14 protein-coding genes are annotated in these 16,534 nt (G+C 47.9%); 4 read left to right on the top strand and 10 right to left on the bottom strand.

All coding sequences use genetic code 11. From position 1 onward, the window contains the following. Window positions 1–2 precede the first annotated feature (2 nt). The 9 genes from hisH to SHD_RS11700 form a co-directional block, all read right to left on the bottom strand. Window positions 3–653 (bottom strand): imidazole glycerol phosphate synthase subunit HisH, encoded by a 651-nt coding sequence (gene hisH / locus SHD_RS11740; RefSeq protein WP_023267314.1) that lies wholly within the window; start codon window positions 651–653, stop codon window positions 3–5. A gap of 147 nt (window positions 654–800) precedes the next feature. Further along, a complete protein-coding gene (hisB, locus tag SHD_RS11735; protein ID WP_023267313.1) occupies window positions 801–1,892 on the bottom strand; it encodes a bifunctional histidinol-phosphatase/imidazoleglycerol-phosphate dehydratase HisB in 1,092 nt (363 codons plus the stop codon). Window positions 1,893–1,970: 78 nt separating this feature from the next. Continuing rightward, window positions 1,971–3,161, bottom strand: a complete 1,191-nt coding sequence (gene hisC, locus SHD_RS11730) for a histidinol-phosphate transaminase (RefSeq protein WP_023267312.1) — start codon at window positions 3,159–3,161, stop codon at window positions 1,971–1,973. A 66-nt stretch (window positions 3,162–3,227) separates the two neighbouring features. Continuing rightward, window positions 3,228–4,544, bottom strand: a complete 1,317-nt coding sequence (gene hisD, locus SHD_RS11725; protein ID WP_023267311.1) for a histidinol dehydrogenase — start codon at window positions 4,542–4,544, stop codon at window positions 3,228–3,230. Window positions 4,545–4,547: 3 nt separating this feature from the next. Next, on the bottom strand, window positions 4,548–5,447 hold the full coding sequence (gene hisG, locus SHD_RS11720) for an ATP phosphoribosyltransferase (protein ID WP_039978247.1): 900 nt from the start codon (window positions 5,445–5,447) through the stop codon (window positions 4,548–4,550). Between the two features lie 654 nt (window positions 5,448–6,101). Continuing rightward, complete coding sequence (locus SHD_RS11715; protein ID WP_023267309.1) at window positions 6,102–6,929, bottom strand: hypothetical protein; 828 nt, start codon at window positions 6,927–6,929, stop codon at window positions 6,102–6,104. Between the two features lie 63 nt (window positions 6,930–6,992). Next, window positions 6,993–7,319: a DUF7716 domain-containing protein gene (locus tag SHD_RS11710; protein WP_023267308.1), complete on the bottom strand. Its 327-nt coding sequence runs from the start codon at window positions 7,317–7,319 to the stop codon at window positions 6,993–6,995. A gap of 68 nt (window positions 7,320–7,387) precedes the next feature. Further along, the gene (locus tag SHD_RS11705; RefSeq protein WP_023267307.1) at window positions 7,388–7,840 is read right to left on the bottom strand and encodes an MBOAT family O-acyltransferase; all 453 of its coding nucleotides are present in this window, start codon (window positions 7,838–7,840) and stop codon (window positions 7,388–7,390) included. Window positions 7,841–7,934: 94 nt separating this feature from the next. Then, complete coding sequence (locus tag SHD_RS11700) at window positions 7,935–8,276, bottom strand: hypothetical protein (RefSeq protein WP_039978216.1); 342 nt, start codon at window positions 8,274–8,276, stop codon at window positions 7,935–7,937. Between the two features lie 302 nt (window positions 8,277–8,578). Here SHD_RS11700 and SHD_RS11695 point away from each other — a divergent pair, with 302 nt between their 5' ends. Together SHD_RS11695 and SHD_RS11690 are read left to right on the top strand one after the other, a co-directional pair. Beyond that, on the top strand, window positions 8,579–10,558 hold the full coding sequence (locus SHD_RS11695; RefSeq protein ID WP_023267305.1) for an ATP-dependent DNA helicase: 1,980 nt from the start codon (window positions 8,579–8,581) through the stop codon (window positions 10,556–10,558). A gap of 63 nt (window positions 10,559–10,621) precedes the next feature. Beyond that, window positions 10,622–11,122, top strand: a complete 501-nt coding sequence (locus SHD_RS11690; protein ID WP_023267304.1) for a rod shape-determining protein — start codon at window positions 10,622–10,624, stop codon at window positions 11,120–11,122. A 38-nt stretch (window positions 11,123–11,160) separates the two neighbouring features. Here the strand turns inward: SHD_RS11690 and SHD_RS11685 are convergent, their stop codons facing one another. After that, entirely contained in the window at window positions 11,161–12,678 is a 1,518-nt protein-coding gene (locus SHD_RS11685) for a methyl-accepting chemotaxis protein (protein WP_039978244.1), read from the bottom strand. 470 nt (window positions 12,679–13,148) lie between these two features. On the opposite strand from SHD_RS11685, the gene pheS reads away from it, so the two are divergent. Both pheS and pheT read left to right on the top strand, forming a co-directional pair. Beyond that, window positions 13,149–14,132, top strand: coding sequence for a phenylalanine--tRNA ligase subunit alpha (pheS, locus tag SHD_RS11680; protein WP_039978242.1), 984 nt, complete (start codon window positions 13,149–13,151; stop codon window positions 14,130–14,132). Between the two features lie 14 nt (window positions 14,133–14,146). Then, window positions 14,147–16,534, top strand: coding sequence for a phenylalanine--tRNA ligase subunit beta (gene pheT, locus SHD_RS11675; protein WP_023267301.1), 2,388 nt, complete (start codon window positions 14,147–14,149; stop codon window positions 16,532–16,534).

Below are 16,534 nucleotides of genomic sequence, written 5' to 3'. Positions count from 1 at the left end.
ATTTACTGCATTTTTAAAAAGTTACCTAGGATTTGTGCACCCACGGCGGCGCTCTTCTCGGGGTGAAATTGCACGCCCATAAAGTTGTCTTTACCGATGGCGGCGCTAAAGTCCTCACCATAACGGCATTGTGCCAAGGTGTAGTCGCTTAATGGCGCGCGGTAGCTGTGAACAAAATACACGTAACTGCTGGCCGGAACACCGGCAAACAGCGGGTGAACCTGAGACGGATTGCTAAAGGTCAGTTGGTTCCAGCCCATGTGCGGCAGAGGTAAACCTTCGGCCTTAAGTGCTTGACGGTCTAGCTCGTCAATCTCGGTTGGAATAATGCCTAGGCATTGGCAATCCAGCGCTTGGCCGCCGCGTTCTTTAGAGAGCAGGGTGAGCATTTGCATCCCTAAGCAGACCCCCAGCACGGGTTGAGTTAACCCTTGGATTAATTCGACTAAGGCTTTTTCAGTTAATGAAGCCATTGCGGCGCCAGCGCTGCCAACACCTGGCAGTACCACTCGTTTGGCGGCTTTAATGCTGGCTTTGTCATCGGTGACTAACACCTTAGCGCCGAGGCGCTCAAAGGCGAAACGGACCGAACTTAAGTTAGCGCAACCTGTGTCTATGATGACAACATCAAATTCATCTATGTTTGCTGACATTGGGTTTTCCTATTGATGGGTCAGTGGGGGAAGTGGTTTGTCGCCGCATTCTCGAAACTGCCCCTCGTTAAAATCATCAGGCTTTGTATTATTCGCTAATCAATCTGCATAAGGTTATTACACACCTAACTCAGGTTGAGTGCGCTGTTAGAGCACGCCTTTACTCGATGGCAACACATCGCCTTCAACTTTGACGGCCTGACGCAGCGCGCGGCCAAGTACTTTAAAGAGCGCTTCGACCTTGTGGTGGTCGTTGTCTCCTTCGGCGGCCACATGCAGGGTGCAGCGTAGGCCATCGGCAAAGGATCGGAAAAAGTGCGGCACCATTTCAGTCGCCATTTCACCGACTTTTTCCCGTTCAAATTGGGCGGAGAATTTAATAAAAGGCCTGCCGGAGAGATCCAGTAAGCATTCGCCCTTGGCTTCATCCATCGGCAAGCTAAAACCAAAACGGGCAATACCACGTTTATCACCCAGCGCTTGGCGCAGCGCATCTCCAATTGCCAATGCGGTGTCTTCAACGCTGTGGTGATCGTCTATCTCAAGATCGCCATCGACATTCACCTCCATTTTGAAATTCCCGTGGGTGGCGATTTGATCCAGCATATGGTCGAAGAAACCAATACCAGTGTTAATGGCGCCTTTGCTGGGATTGTCGAGATCGACAGTCACGCGAATATCGGTTTCCTTGGTGGTGCGTACCACAGTTGCGGTGCGGCCCTTGTTGAGTAAGGCATCGGCAATCGCGTCCCAGCCTAGGCTGCCACGCTGATATTGGAAGCTTTTTATCCCCATGGCATTGCCCAGTTCCACATCTGTGTGTCTGTCACCAATCACGGCGGACTGGGTGAAATCGATGGTGCCTTGGGTCAAAAAGTCTTTCACCAGCCCTAGTTTTGGTTTGCGGCAGCTGCAGTTTTCATCGTTAAAGTGTGGGCAGATGAGTACATCTTCAAACTTTACCCCTTGGCTGGAGAGGATTTGCATCATCATATTGTGCGGCGCATCGAAATCTTCCTGCGGGAAGGAAGGGGTACCGAGTCCGTCTTGATTGCTAACCATCACCAAGCGAAACCCAGCTTTTTGTAGGCGCAGTAAGGCGGGGATCACTTGGGGCTCGAATACCAGTTTGGCGAGGCTATCGACCTGTTTGTCGGTGATAGGCTCTTCAATCAAGGTGCCATCACGGTCGATAAAGAGTATTTTCTGGGCGACATTAGGGGTAAATACTGGGTTCATGCTGCTACCTTTCAATTCAGTTTGTTATCTAAAATCAGTTTATTAGGCCAATGCTGCGACAAGAGTTACGCTAAATACTCATAGCTTTTGCGATTCAAAGAGTGACACTAAGCGGTCGGTGTCAGCCTGAGAGCTGAAGCTAAAACGAATGGCTTTAGCCAATCTAGGGTCCTTATAGGCCCGCGCGACAATGCCATTATCGATAAGCAGCTTTGCCACTTTTGCGACGTCGTCAAATTCGGCGAGCACATAGTTGCCATTGGGTGTTAGCACGGCGCCGCCCCATTGCTCGCAGTACAAATTCAGTGCCACCGCGAGTCGCTCGCCCTGAGTATTGAGCGCTTTGACTTGGGTTTTCATCCGCGCAATCCCAGTCGGTGATAGCGCTTGCACGGCCACTTCACTCACGGGCAGTGGCACTGGATAGGGCGCAATCACCCGCATGATGATTTCGATAATCTCTTCATTGGCGAGCAAAAAGCCGCAGCGGGCGCCCGCTAAGGCAAAGGCCTTTGAAAGGGTTCGTAACACCACAAGGTTTGGGTAAGACTGGAGTAAATCTGCGACACTATATTCTGGGCAAAACTCGATATAAGCCTCATCGACGATAACAATGGCATCGGGCAGGGCTTGGATGGCTTGTTCTATGCGCGCCTTGTCAATCACAGTGCCAGTTGGGTTATTGGGATTGCAGATAAACACTAACTTAGCGCCGCGTGCGGCTGTCGCAAAGTCGGCTGGGAGACCGTACTCAGCCGTTAAGCTTAATGCCTTAACGCCTACATTAAAGGTTTGTGCGCTAATGGCGTACATGCCGTAAGTGGGCCCAAAGGTCGCAATGGAGTCGATGCCTGGGATGCAAAAGGCACGAATAAGCAATTCGATGGCCTCATCGGCGCCGCGACTGGCGACAATTTTGCTCTCTGCAACACCACTATATTGGCTATAGGCATTGATCAACGCGGGCGGTTGGCACTCGGGGTAACGATTTAATTTAGATAAATCGAGTTCAGTAACGGCTACATTATTGAAGGGCGATTCGTTAGCGTTGATCCAAATATCACCTCGACCACCCAGCCTGCGAGCACTTTGGTAGGGCGTTAACTCGAGCAGTTCGGGCCGCGCAAGACGTGCTGCAAGGTTTGTTGGCTCGATGTTTACGTTATCGAGAGTATTGTTATCGAGAGTATTTCTGGCGCAATTGGTGCTCGGAATGTTTGTCACAGGCACATTGCTCATTGGTGCTGGGCTCGTTGGTGCTTGGCTCATCCTATTCATCCTAAGTCTTGCTATGGCATTAATTAAGCGTACTGTTGATTGTGTTACTTATTTCCATCAGTCCTTAAGACTGGCTAAGCGTATCGCGACCGCATTTTTATGGGCATCGAGTAACTCATTACTGGCAAGGGTCATCACCGCTTGTCCGAGTCCGAGTAGGCCCTTAGCACTGCTCTCTTGCACCGTAAAGCGGCGGCTAAAGTCTGCCAAGGAGAGGCTAGATACCGCGCGGCTGTAACCGTAAGTCGGCAACACATGGTTAGTCCCACTGGCGTAATCCCCAACCGATTCGGGTGTATAGGCGCCTAAAAACACTGAGCCTGCGGCGCGAATATGTTTTAGTACGTCCCGTGGGAAGCGGGTTTGAATAATTAAGTGTTCGGGTCCATAGCGATTCGAAACGAGCGCCGCTTCTTGCATATCTTTGACCAAAATGGTGCGGCTGCCTTTTAGGGCGGTCGCGGCAATCTCTTGGCGCGGCAGGGCGGCCAGTTGTGACGCGAGCGCTTGATTGACTGCCTGTGCTAATGGCTCCGAATCCGTGACTAAAATGACCTGCGAATCAGGGCCATGCTCCGCTTGCGAGAGTAAATCCGCGGCAATAAACTGCGCATTGGCATCACTATCTGCAATCACCAACACCTCGGAAGGCCCCGCTGGCATATCGATAGACACAGTGCAGCGTCCATCTTGGGAGACTAAGCGTTTGGCCTCGGTGACATAACGATTACCCGGGCCGAAAATCTTATCGACGCTAGGAATCGTTTCAGTACCAAAAGCGAGTGCGGCAATGGCTTGCGCACCGCCCACTTGATAAATTTCGGTGATCCCACAGGCGCTTGCCGCATACACAATCGCATCGTTAATCGGCGGCGGACTCACCAATACGCGTTTTTCGCAGCCGGCAATTTTTGCTGGCAGGGCCAACATCATCACGGTCGAAATGAGGGGCGCGCTGCCGCCGGGAATATATAAACCCACTTTTTCAATCGGTTCGCTACGAAGCTCGCAGCGAACACCCGCTTGGGTTTCAATCTCTATGGGGCGAAATTGCTGCGCGCTGTGGAACACATCAATATTGGCCATCGCTTGGGCAATGGCGGCTTTAAGTTCTGCCGAGACTCGTGCGCTGGCGGCGCTAATCTCGCTTTCACTTAAGCGCAGACTGTCGATATTGGCGCTACTGATATTTACAAGCTTGGCGCCATCAAACTTTTGATTAAACTCTTTCAACGCCGCATCGCCACGGCTAGCCACGGCATCGACAATCGCCCGAACACTTTGTTCTAAGCCGCTGTCACCGATTAAAGGTGAGCGTTGGAGCGCGGCTTTTTGTTCATCGGCGGATAACGCTGCCCAAGTCAAAATATCCATAGATCACCCCATCATTTTTTCAATTGGCATTACGAGGATAGAGCTGGCGCCGAGCGCGGTGAGCTCTTCCATAGTGTCCCAGAATAAATCTTCGGTACTGACAGCGTGGATGGCCACTCGATTAGTATCGTCGTTTAATGGCAGCACCGTGGGGTTTTCGGCGCCGGGCAGCAGGGCGACAATTTGATCTAAGGTTTCTGTGGGGGCGTGCAGCAAAATATATTTACTTTCACGGGCGCGGATCACGCCGTTTACGCGGGATAAAATTCTGTCGATTAGCGCTTGTTTGCTCGGTGTTTGGGTTTGGGTTGATTGAATAATGCAGGCCATGGAGCGGTAGATGACTTCGGTCTCGTATAAACCGTTGGCCTCAAGGGTGGCTCCGGTGGAGACTAAGTCACAAATACCATCGGCAAGCCCTGCACGGGGTGCGACTTCAACCGAGCCTTTCAACATACAGTCGCGATAACTTATGCCTTTTTGTTGCATAAAACGACGCAGTAGGTTGGGGTAGGAGGTGGCAATTCTTAAGCCTTCCAAGGATGAGGCATCGGCATAGCTAAATTCGGTTGGTACGGCTAATGACAGGCGACAGGCACCAAAATCCAGTTGGCGTAACTTCACAAACTCGGCGGGTTTATTTAAGGTTTGGCGCTCAATTTGCTCTTCTTCAAGCACGTTCTCACCAATAATGCCTAAATCGACCACGCCATCCATCACCAGCCCTGGAATATCATCGTCACGCACTCTGAGTAAATCGATAGGCATGTTGTCTGCGTGTGCGATAAGACGTTGTTCATTAATGGAAAATTTAACGCCGCAGCTCTTGAGTAATTGCTGAGAATCGGTCGATAGGCGACCCGATTTTTGAATGGCGATACGTAAACGGTTTGATTCAGTCATAATTTTATCTCGCTCAAAGTTAACAAATTCAAAATGATATTCTTTCGTTTCACGCTTTAACTGGTTTATCGGCACCGCCAGTAAATGTGGCGGTTAACATATTGAAATTAATTACTAATTAGCTGTTAAATCGTTAGTTAAAAAGCCTAAAAGCAAAAACCCCCGGAATTCCTTCCAGGGGTTAGTGATCATCTTTGAATCAGTCCGCCAGAAGGATACAGTCCTCCGGCAGTGAGCGTCCGAAGGCTACCGCATATGGTGGTGATGATGGTGGATAGCGTTCAGTAACGGGCTCATATGACTCTCTATACTCTGTTAAATTCGGTGTTGATGGATACTTATCCATAAAACGTTTTTTTAAGCTAACCGCTTTCTGTGCCGTTTGCAACAGCTAATTTTAACTAAATAAGAATATTTATGCGTTTTGTGAAAAAGTTTCATCTTGGTGGTCGCAGGACGATAATCTGCTTATCGCAAGGAGGGGCGAATACTTGAGGTTTCCTAGGGGATGGGCACAAAGCCGACGCTGCGCTTAGACAAATTCGGCTGGCGGTAAGTATGGTAAATCTTGTCTAACAGCGTTCAATCTAGACTGTTGATTGAGACTAAGTGTCAGTCACAGCGCTAATGTTGGATTAGCGCGTGACATCCTTTTTATTGTGCTAAATATTTTCCAAACAGGCGATCAACTGTTTGTTGGCAATATTTGTCTTCACCACGCCAATATTCGGCAAATACCCAGTCATTTTTGCCTTGGCGTTGTCTATCGAAACAACGAGGTTTTAATATTCCCAGACTGGCTAATATTTCGATTAAAATTTGTCGCTCAGCTTTACTCGATTTAATTACACTCGCTAATCTTTTCTCTAGTGTGCTGGGATAATCGCTCGGCTCAGACGTTTCGATAGTCGTTAATATTGCTCTAAAACAGGCAATATCATCTGACGTTGGCTCTGGAATATCGGCATTAATAAATTGGCTTAAATCAAAATAGGTATACAAAATATCCCCATGGCGCACGCCGCCCCATTTTATACGCTCGAAATTGAATACGTTAATATCCATCTCGATATAGGATTCGCTTCCTCGGATGCCATATTGACTATCTCGGCAAATGCCACAGGTATAGGAGTGTGCCGTTGGTTTGCCATTCGTGTAGGAAGTGCCTGAAATAACAGGTGTATATTGATTTGATGGGATTTTTTTGGCGATCGCATAGGATGCAAGGGATGAGCGCCAATCCAATCGCCTAGAGGTTAGACTACTTAAAAATCCTTTTGTTACTTGTGCTGGCGATATGCCTTTAACTAGCGATGCGATGGCAAGGATGCATTCATCATGTGAGATAGTTAAAGGATCAAACATTAATCCTTTCGATTTGGCATAGCTAAAATCGGGTTCGGAGAGACTTCTGTTTTTTACATCAATCCAACCATTCTTCCAATAGGTGGAGAATAAAATCCTTTTTGCTTTTTTATCCATAGCTGATTCTATTTCAACCTTTAACAATTGTTTAATTTATCTTATAAAACTTAATTAAAGCGGTTAGCTCTCTAAATTCATATAAGCATCGTTTTGATAGTAATAACTGACTGCATGAATTATGTCATGTAAGCTGGCATTAGGCAGCTGTTGCACTAAATTAGCCTTGATGCTTTGCAAATCCGCAATACTTAAAAAGTATTGATAACCTTGAGTTTGCGGGTAGAGAGGCTCATCGTGTAGGTCGCGCTCCTCTTCAAGTTCATCGTCAATGATTAACATCGTCATTGTGGGGTTCAATGCTTGCTCTAAGGTTTTATACACATCCAAGTGCCACGAAAAAGAATCGAGTTGGGATAATAGGGTTTCCAAGGTTAATGTTAATCGCATGACATATCCTTTTGTGCGAGCATCATTTACATCATTATGGCGAGTTAATTAAACCGACAGAATTAGGCTTAAGGCCTCAACAGACTCAGCATTAATTCGGTTAACGCAAACGATGAGAAAATAAACAGTAAATTAATCAAGGCCCGCATAATCCAAGACAATGCACCGTAGGACAGATCATATTTATTTGAGGCAATTACGATAACTCCCATGATGCCAAACCAAGGTGTAAAAAAGAACATGGCTTGCCATTTAACCAGAGCAACGGCGAGATCATGCAGCGCACCACTGACTAAAAAGGTGAGCAAGACGGCGAGCCACATGGGTAGAAACTGACTGAGAGGGCGCATGACATTACGAGATAAATAATAACCCCAAATCGGATTCCAGTAATGCCAAAAAATAGCGAATGACTTAGCGCCAAGGGCGCGTGATAGCATATTCCTCATCGAGTGACTGGCACCCAGTGGTACACCATTTCGCTTTTTCGCATATTGTGACAGTGATAATGTCGTTTGCATGGTTAATCTCTGCTTCACGCTGACCTATATGAGAAGAGGCTCGCAATCATTCTTGCTGTCTGTTATTTCAGACGTCGCTGGTTATCAATATTCATTACAGCACTGCATCTGGCAAGCAGTAAGTTAGGTTTTTATCTGCCATAGCATAACAGGTTTGACCGGTTTTCTCGGGGGACGGCCTAATGAAGATACCTGGGTTGCCATTAACACGAATCAGCTGCGATTGGTTATCCTGTCTCATAAAAATCGTACCACCATTTTCTAGCGCAACATCCACTATATACTCGTTCATATTGGCGCAAATCGCGATTTCACAGGATTCAGAATGCTCTTTACCCCCATTTATGACGAGGCATTGCGACGTTACTTCATCGCAACCTGCCCAAGTAACGTGGCTAAAAGCCAACAATAGTAAAAAACCAGAAGGGTATTTCATCGAATCATCCTGTCGCGTTATAAACCGTGCTCTGTGGCTGATGAGCGCCAACCTTTTAAAGTGCATTAACGACTGGCCACCAACTCCGCAATATTCTCGCATAAAATTATGCTCATGTTGAATTCGGCGCAGGACTGAAACTATTGGTATTATTAGGCGGGCTTAATTACACTGCGGCCTGACGGAATCAGGCTCTTTAACGCTTGCTGACTAATTTACCCAGATTTAGCCATCTCTGAACCGTATTTTTTAACCCTATGAAAGGACCTTGCTCGCCCTTGAATCACACCCGACGCCCAGCTATGCGGCAAGCCAAACCTCAGCAATCCAATCAGCAGTCGATCGACGCTCAACGTCCGATGAGCCGATTGGCGAGTGAAGTGCTGCGCGCTTTTGCCAGAGATGGGGTACTCGCCAAGCATATTCAAGGGTTTAGTGCGCGTCAGAGTCAGGTTGAAATGGCGCAAATCATCAGTGAAGCGATTGCCAGCAAGGGCAATGCACTGATCGAAGCGGGCACAGGGGTCGGTAAAACCTTCGCATATTTAATTCCTGCCATCTTAAGTGGCAAGCAAGTGATCGTGAGCACGGGCAGTAAAAACCTGCAAGAGCAATTGTTTCTAAAGGATTTACCCGCATTGACCTCTATGCTTGGGATAGCACCCAAGCTTGCGCTATTAAAAGGCCGCAATAACTATTTATGTCAGCATCGGATCGATAAGCAGATGCAGGAGGCCAGCCATATTGAGGCGCGCTTATTGGATGATTTACTCAAAATCAACCAATGGGCGGGCATGAGCAAGGATGGCGATATCGGTGGCTTAACTTCAGTTGCCGAAAACTCTCCCGCGCTTCCCTTAGTGGTCAGTACCAAAGAGACCTGTCTTGGGCAGCGCTGCGAATTTTATGATGCTTGTTTTACCCGTAAGGCCCGCGGCCGCGCCATGGACGCCAAAATCATCGTGGTGAATCATCACTTATTCTTTGCCGACAGCGTGTTAAAGGATACGGGCTTTGCCGAGCTATTACCCGATCCCGATGTCGTGATCTTCGATGAAGCGCATTTGCTGCCGGATATCTGCGTCAGTTACTTTGGCCAGCAATCCTCGAGTCGCACTATTGATGACTATTTGCAAAAGTTATTGCAGATTTATCAAACTGAGCTCAGCGATACAGGGCAGATTGCTCAATTCTGCCAGCGCTGTTTAACCAAGTTAAGTGAGTGGCATAATGCATTATTTTCGAGCGGCGAGTCGGATTGGCGGCTGCAACTTGGCAATAAATCCATCGCCTTAGCCTCTTGGGATTTATTGGCAGAATTAACCGCATTGCAAAAGCTGTTACTTGTGCACGTGGGGCGCAGTGAATTATTGGATGATATTGCGGTAAAGCTGACTGAGCTTAATCATAAACTGAATCAATTTTTTAATTGTGATAACCCGCAGGCGGCGTACAGCGTTGAGTTTGGTAGCCGCTTTGTCATGCTACGTATGTCGCCCATCAATATTGCCCGCGAGTGTCAGCAGCTATTTGTGGCCAATACTAGCTGGATCTTTACTTCGGCGACCCTGCAAGTGAACCGTAGCCTAGACCATTTTGCTCAGGAGCTTGGGATCAGTAATGCCAAGGCACATATTTTAGACAGTCCCTTCGATTATCCGCGTCAGGCCTTATTTTGTGTGCCGAGGCAACTGGGGAATGTGGCGAATCAGCAGCAGGCACTTAAACAGTTAGTCGATGTGTGTGTCAAAGCGATTGAGGCGGCGCAGGGGCGAACCTTTATTCTGTTTACCAGCCATAAAATGCTCGAGCAAACCGCGCTGGCTTTGCGAAGTCGCACTCAATATCCGCTATTGGTGCAAGGGCAGGCGGGCAAGCAGAGTCTGCTGACCAAGTTTCGCCAACTGGGGAATGCGGTATTACTCGGCACCAGCAGTTTTTGGGAAGGTGTGGACGTACGCGGTAAGTTATTAAGCTGCGTGATTATCGATAAGTTGCCCTTTGTCTCACCCGATGAGCCACTTTACCGTGCTCGCGCCGACAATATCAGCCGTCAGGGGGGCGATCCTTTTACTCAAGTGTCGTTACCGCAGGCGATTATTGCGCTCAAACAAGGGGTTGGACGTTTGATCCGTGACGAAAAGGACTGTGGTGTACTCATTCTCTGTGATAATCGGATTGTGAATCGCGCCTACGGGCAGGCCTTTTTAAACTCTCTGCCGCCGATGTCCCGTACCCGAGATTTAGATCAAGCGTTAGCCTTTTTAAGGCAAATACCTTGATAGAAAAATAATCGTTGGGGCAGGCAAGCTTTATCTGGAAATATCCTTTTCGGGAGAATAGATGTGTTTACTTGGCTAAAAGGGTTAATTTCTAAAGACTTATTAATTGAGTTAAGTGAAGCTAAAATTACGATAAACGCTTTTGGCGATAAGGCCAGTATCGAGTATGAACCCATACTCGCACTTGTTACTGAGCACAACAAGACAATGATCAAAGCTATCGGCCATGGGGCTAAAACATTGGACGGTGAGGGAATTCGCATTGTTAATCCGTTTTCACACCCTCGAATGTTTGTAGCAAGCTTTGAACTCGCTGAAAAACTGCTCCAATATGGCATTTCGCATCTTCATACATCTGGATTTCGCGCGGCGCCGCGGGTGATTGTACACCAGTTAGAAAAGACCGAAGGTGGCCTCACCGATATTGAGGATAGGGTACTGCGTGAACTTGCTTTGGGCGCTGGGGCAAGAGAGGTCGTGATATATCTTGGTCCAAGGATTAATACTCAATTTGAGCATTATGACGACATTAAACGTGCGCAATGTAAAGCTAAGAAGGAATAAAACTATCCCTTCCTAGCTAAACTCAGACTTTTTAAGAATTAGACTTTTAATCCAACCATCAGTTGATCAAGTTGGCCTGCGGTGGCTTGTAATTCATCACAACCCGACACAGATTGGTTCGCCGATTGCTCGACATCGTGGGATTGATTGCGAATTTCCATCAAATTGGTGGCGATTTCGTTAGCCACGGCCGATTGTTCTTCCGCAGACGTGGCAATCAACACACTCATTTCGAACACGCGGCTGCTGTGGTGGGCAATGGATTCGAGATCTTTACCCGTTTGCAGCACATGTTGTTTGCCCTCACTCGCTTGGCTTACGGTGCGCGACATCACTTGAGTCAAATTGCGGGTACCCTGTTGCAGCGATTCGATCATCGACTTGATTTCAACCGTTGCCGCCTGGGTGCGGCCGGCAAGGGTTCTCACCTCATCGGCCACCACCGCAAAGCCGCGGCCTTGTTCGCCGGCGCGCGCCGCTTCAATCGCGGCGTTTAACGCGAGTAGGTTAGTTTGTTGCGAAATGGCATTAATGGTCGACACCACTTCATCGATTTTACTGGCGTTTTCGTTGAGTATATTGACCGCATCCGAGGCGGCAGAAATCTCATCCGACAGCACATCAATCGCGCTTACCGTGGTTTCAATATCCTTAGAGCCCGCATTGACCTGCTGATTCGCCTCTTGGGTTTCGGCGGAGGATTGCTCGGCGTTGCGCGCCACTTCTTTAACCGCAGCGGTCATTTCTTCCATCGCCGTGGCTAAGGAATCGAGGTGCTGACGTTGATTGACCGCAAGGGCTTGTCCTTGCTGTGCCGTGCTTCTAAAAGATGAAACCACTTCGCGGATTTTACTGGTGGATTCAGCAATTTGCTTCACCAAGTTGTGTTGACGCTCGACTAGAGTGTCGATGCTAATGGCTAAGATGCTGAATTCATCTTTCACTTCGAAGAAGTTTAATCGGCCAGTCAAATCTCCCGAGGCTGCGCGTTTCAGTGCCATCACTGTGGTGTAGAGCGCACCGCCCACAAAGGTGGAGATGTAGTAGCTAAACAGGAAGAGCACGAATAACAGCACCGCCATTAGGCTGTAGACTAAGATATTATCATCGGCTAAAAGGGCGTTCAGTTGACGATCGTCGACGGGAATGATGGTCAGCATATTTTGATCATTAACCGAGCTAACCGCCCGATTAGGTGAACTGCTGGTATCAATACCGCCCCCACTGCGTGCAAGGGTTTGTGCGCGGCTATCAGCCTCAGAAACTGTAACAATCTGAACATTCTGTAAGCCTTGGCTTAGCAGATGAGGTAAATTTTGTCTTTCTTGCTCGGGTAGCTTGCTAGAAACCTGGGCGGCGAGTTGATTGATTTTCTGGGAAGTGTCTAGCAGCCCATGCAAATGGCTTTCGAGCAGGGTATCCCTAAACTGAGTATTTAGAAATACCGCTAATCCCACAATCATAAACATGGGAACTAGGGCGAGAATTGCAAATTTGGTTTTTAAGGTCATATGGATAAGATATTGATCTATCCAGCGAAATTTTACTTCTTTCATTAGCGCCTCGATAAATTGGGCTGTGACCAAATGGATATCGGTCGGTTTGCCATAGACTTTATGATTTTCTGTCTTGTAAGCAGTTGCTTGTATTATTGTTGTCCAATTGCAGCCATTTTGGGTTTGTTTGCTGCAATTTTGGCAAGGTACAAACATAAGTTTACAGTTTAGCTACATATGTAGCTAGTGGTAGCAGGTAAGGAATCGTTTGCTGTAAAAATCAGCAATCGTGATTTGTTGTTCTCAAACTCGCGGCATTTGTTGGGGTAACACATGAATTTGCATGATAAAAACCCCGAATAAACCCTAGTAATATGCCGCTCGCTCGCGTAAAATTTCTCTCCTTTTATTTCGTTATAGCTAGCAAAGCGTCTGGCATTAACGCCCGATAACCTGAGCACCCAAATAGCCTGAAAGTTTGGCGCCCATAGCACTTGTTTATCAAGCGCGACTATGCAGTGGAAGAGAAAATGCAGCAGTTAACTGAGATCGTAGAACAAGCCTTAGTCATTATTGACCAGGCCAGTGATCTAAAAGCACTGGATGATATCCGTGTCGATTACCTGGGTAAGAAGGGTAAGATCACCGACATGATGAAAATGATGGGCAGCTTAAGTCCTGAAGAAAAACCCGCTTTTGGTCAGGCGGTCAATGATGCGAAGCAGGCCATTCAACAGAAATTAACTGAGCGCATCGACGGCCTGAAAAGTGCCGAACTGGAAGCCAAGTTAATTGCCGAAAAGATTGATGTGACACTACCTGGCCGCACTATCGAAATCGGTGGTTTACACCCAGTGACGCGCACCATTGAACGTATCGAAACCTTTTTTGGGGAATTAGGGTTTTCGGTAAAACAAGGCCCTGAAATCGAAGATGATTTCCATAACTTCGACGCCTTGAATATCTCTGAGCACCACCCAGCGCGTGCCGACCACGATACGTTTTATTTTAATCCTAAGCTGATGCTGCGTACCCAAACCTCGGGCGTGCAAATTCGTACTATGGAAACGGAAAAGCCGCCGCTACGGATTATTTCACCGGGTCGTGTGTATCGTAACGACTACGACCAAACTCACACGCCAATGTTCCACCAAGTGGAAGGTTTGCTAGTGGATGAGAACGTTAATTTCGCCGAATTAAAAGGCGTGTTGCATGACTTCCTGCGTAACTTCTTTGAGGAAGATTTGCAGGTGCGTTTCCGTCCTTCTTATTTCCCATTCACTGAGCCTTCAGCTGAGGTGGACGTAATGGGTAAAAACGGTAAATGGTTAGAAGTGTTAGGCTGCGGTATGGTGCACCCAAATGTGCTCCGTAGCGTGGGTATCGATCCAGAAAAATACTCTGGTTTTGCTTTTGGTATGGGCGTTGAGCGTTTAACTATGCTGCGTTACGGCGTAAACGATCTACGTGCGTTTTTCGAAAACGACCTGCGTTTCCTGAAGCAATTTAAATAACGGAGCTGTATAGCATGAAATTTAGCGAATCTTGGCTTCGTGAGTGGGTCAATCCCGCCGTTAGCCGTGAAGCATTATCCCACCAGATCACTATGGCTGGTCTTGAAGTCGATGGCGTAGATGCCGTGGCTGCCGAGTTCAGCGGCGTTGTGATTGGTGAAGTAGTCGAATGTGGCCAACATCCAGATGCAGACAAACTGCGCGTGACTAAAGTCAGTGTTGGCAGTGGTGAGCTTATCGATATCGTCTGTGGCGCACCTAACTGCCGCCAGGGCCTGCGTGTTGCCGTTGCCATGGTCGGGGCTGTATTGCCTGGCGATTTTAAAATTAAAAAGGCTAAGCTGCGTGGTATGCCTTCAGAAGGCATGCTGTGTTCATACAGCGAGCTGGGCATCGACATCGACAGCGATGGCATTATCGAACTGCCATTAGATGCGCCATTAGGCACAGATTTACGTGAGTATCTCCAGCTTGATGACGCTGTGATTGAAGTGGATTTAACCGCTAACCGTGCCGACTGTTTAGGCATGGTGGGTCTGGCCCGTGAAGTCGGCGTGTTAAACCGTGCTGCTGTGACTGAGCCACAATGGCAAGCCGTTACGCCAACGATTGATGCCAAAGTGGCAATCAATGTGAAGGAAACCGCAGCGTGCCCTCGCTACTTAGGTCGTGTGGTGAAGAACGTGAACGTGAAAGCGGCTACGCCATTATGGATGCAGGAAAAACTGCGCCGCAGCGGTATCCGTTCTATCGACCCTATCGTCGATATCACTAACTTCGTGTTAGTTGAATTCGGCCAACCTATGCACGCCTTCGACCTTGCCAAACTGACTGGCGATATCCAAGTGCGTTTAGGCAATGGCGAAGAGAAAATCACTCTGCTCGATGGCAGCGAAGTGACCATTCCAAGCGACACCCTTGTGATTGCCGACGATGCCCGCCCATTAGCGCTTGCTGGCGTATTTGGTGGCGAATATTCAGGTGTGAGTGACACCACGCAGGACATTCTGCTGGAATGTGCCTTCTTTGCACCGTTAGCGATTATGGGTAAATCACGTCGTCTAGGTTTGCACACTGATTCATCGCACCGTTTCGAGCGCGGCGTTGACCCTGAGATGCAGCACAAGGTTATGGACCGTGCGACTCGCTTAGTGCTGGATATTTGCGGCGGTGAAGCGGGCCCTGTGGTTGAAGCCAAATCTGACGCTGACTTACCAAAGCCTGCGCAAATTCTATTGCGTCGCAGCAAGTTAGATAAAATTCTAGGTCACCATGTTCCCGATAGCGACGTGGTTGAAATCCTCGAACGTTTAGGTTTCGGCGTCGTTGCAGGCGAGGGTAGCTGGCAGGTCACGACCGCCACTTACCGCTTCGATATGGCGATTGAAGAAGACTTAATCGAAGAAGTGGCCCGTATTTACGGTTACAACAACATTCCAAACGTTGCGCCTGTGGCGTCACTACGGATGTCAGATCATAAAGAAACCGACTTAAGCCTCAAGCGCGTACGTTCGCTGTTAGTGGCCCGTGGTTTCCAAGAAGCCGTGACTTACAGTTTCGTCGATCCTAAGCTGCAAAATCTGGTTCACCCTGGTGAGCAAGCCATGGTGTTACCGAACCCCATTTCCAGCGAAATGTCGGCCATGCGTTTGTCTATGTTCACAGGATTATTGACTGCGGTTGGCTACAACCAAAGCCGTCAACAGGGTCGTGTGAGACTTTTTGAAACTGGCCTGCGCTTTGTTCCTGATATTAATGCAGAATCAGGTGTAAGACAGCAAGCAATGCTCGGTTGCGTCATTACAGGGCTTCAAAATGACGAACATTGGGCTATGGAATCGAAAACTGTTGATTTTTTCGACCTTAAAGGTGATTTAGAAGCAATTATCGGCTTGACAGTTTCCGCATCAGAATTTAGCTTTAGAGTAGCGACGCATTCTGCTCTTCATCCAGGGCAATGTGCTGAAATATTGAGAAATGATCGAGTGATCGGTCATATAGGTGCTATCCATCCTAGTTTGGAGAAGCCTTTTGGACTCAATGGTAAAACCATCGTTTTTGAGTTGGAATTGGATGCTTTATTGCATACCAGTTTACCGCTAGCCCAAGCTGTATCTAAGTTCCCGGCTAATCGTCGTGACATCGCAGTAGTCGTAGATGAGAGTGTATCTGCAGGCGATGTAATGAAATTGATAAGAAAAGTTGGCGAAAATCAGTTGGTTGGCATAAACTTGTTCGATGTATACTTAGGTAAAGGTGTTGAGCCCGGCAAGAAGAGCTTGGCGATAGCACTTACATTACAAGACACTACTCGTACACTTGAGGAAAAAGAGATCGCTGAGACAGTAGAATCAGTTGTTTCTGCCCTGAAGACCGAGTTCAACGCATCGTTGAGGGATTAA

Source organism: Shewanella decolorationis S12, assembly GCF_000485795.1.
GTDB classification, from domain to species: domain Bacteria; phylum Pseudomonadota; class Gammaproteobacteria; order Enterobacterales; family Shewanellaceae; genus Shewanella; species Shewanella decolorationis.
This window is presented reverse-complemented; position numbering and strand designations above follow the sequence as displayed.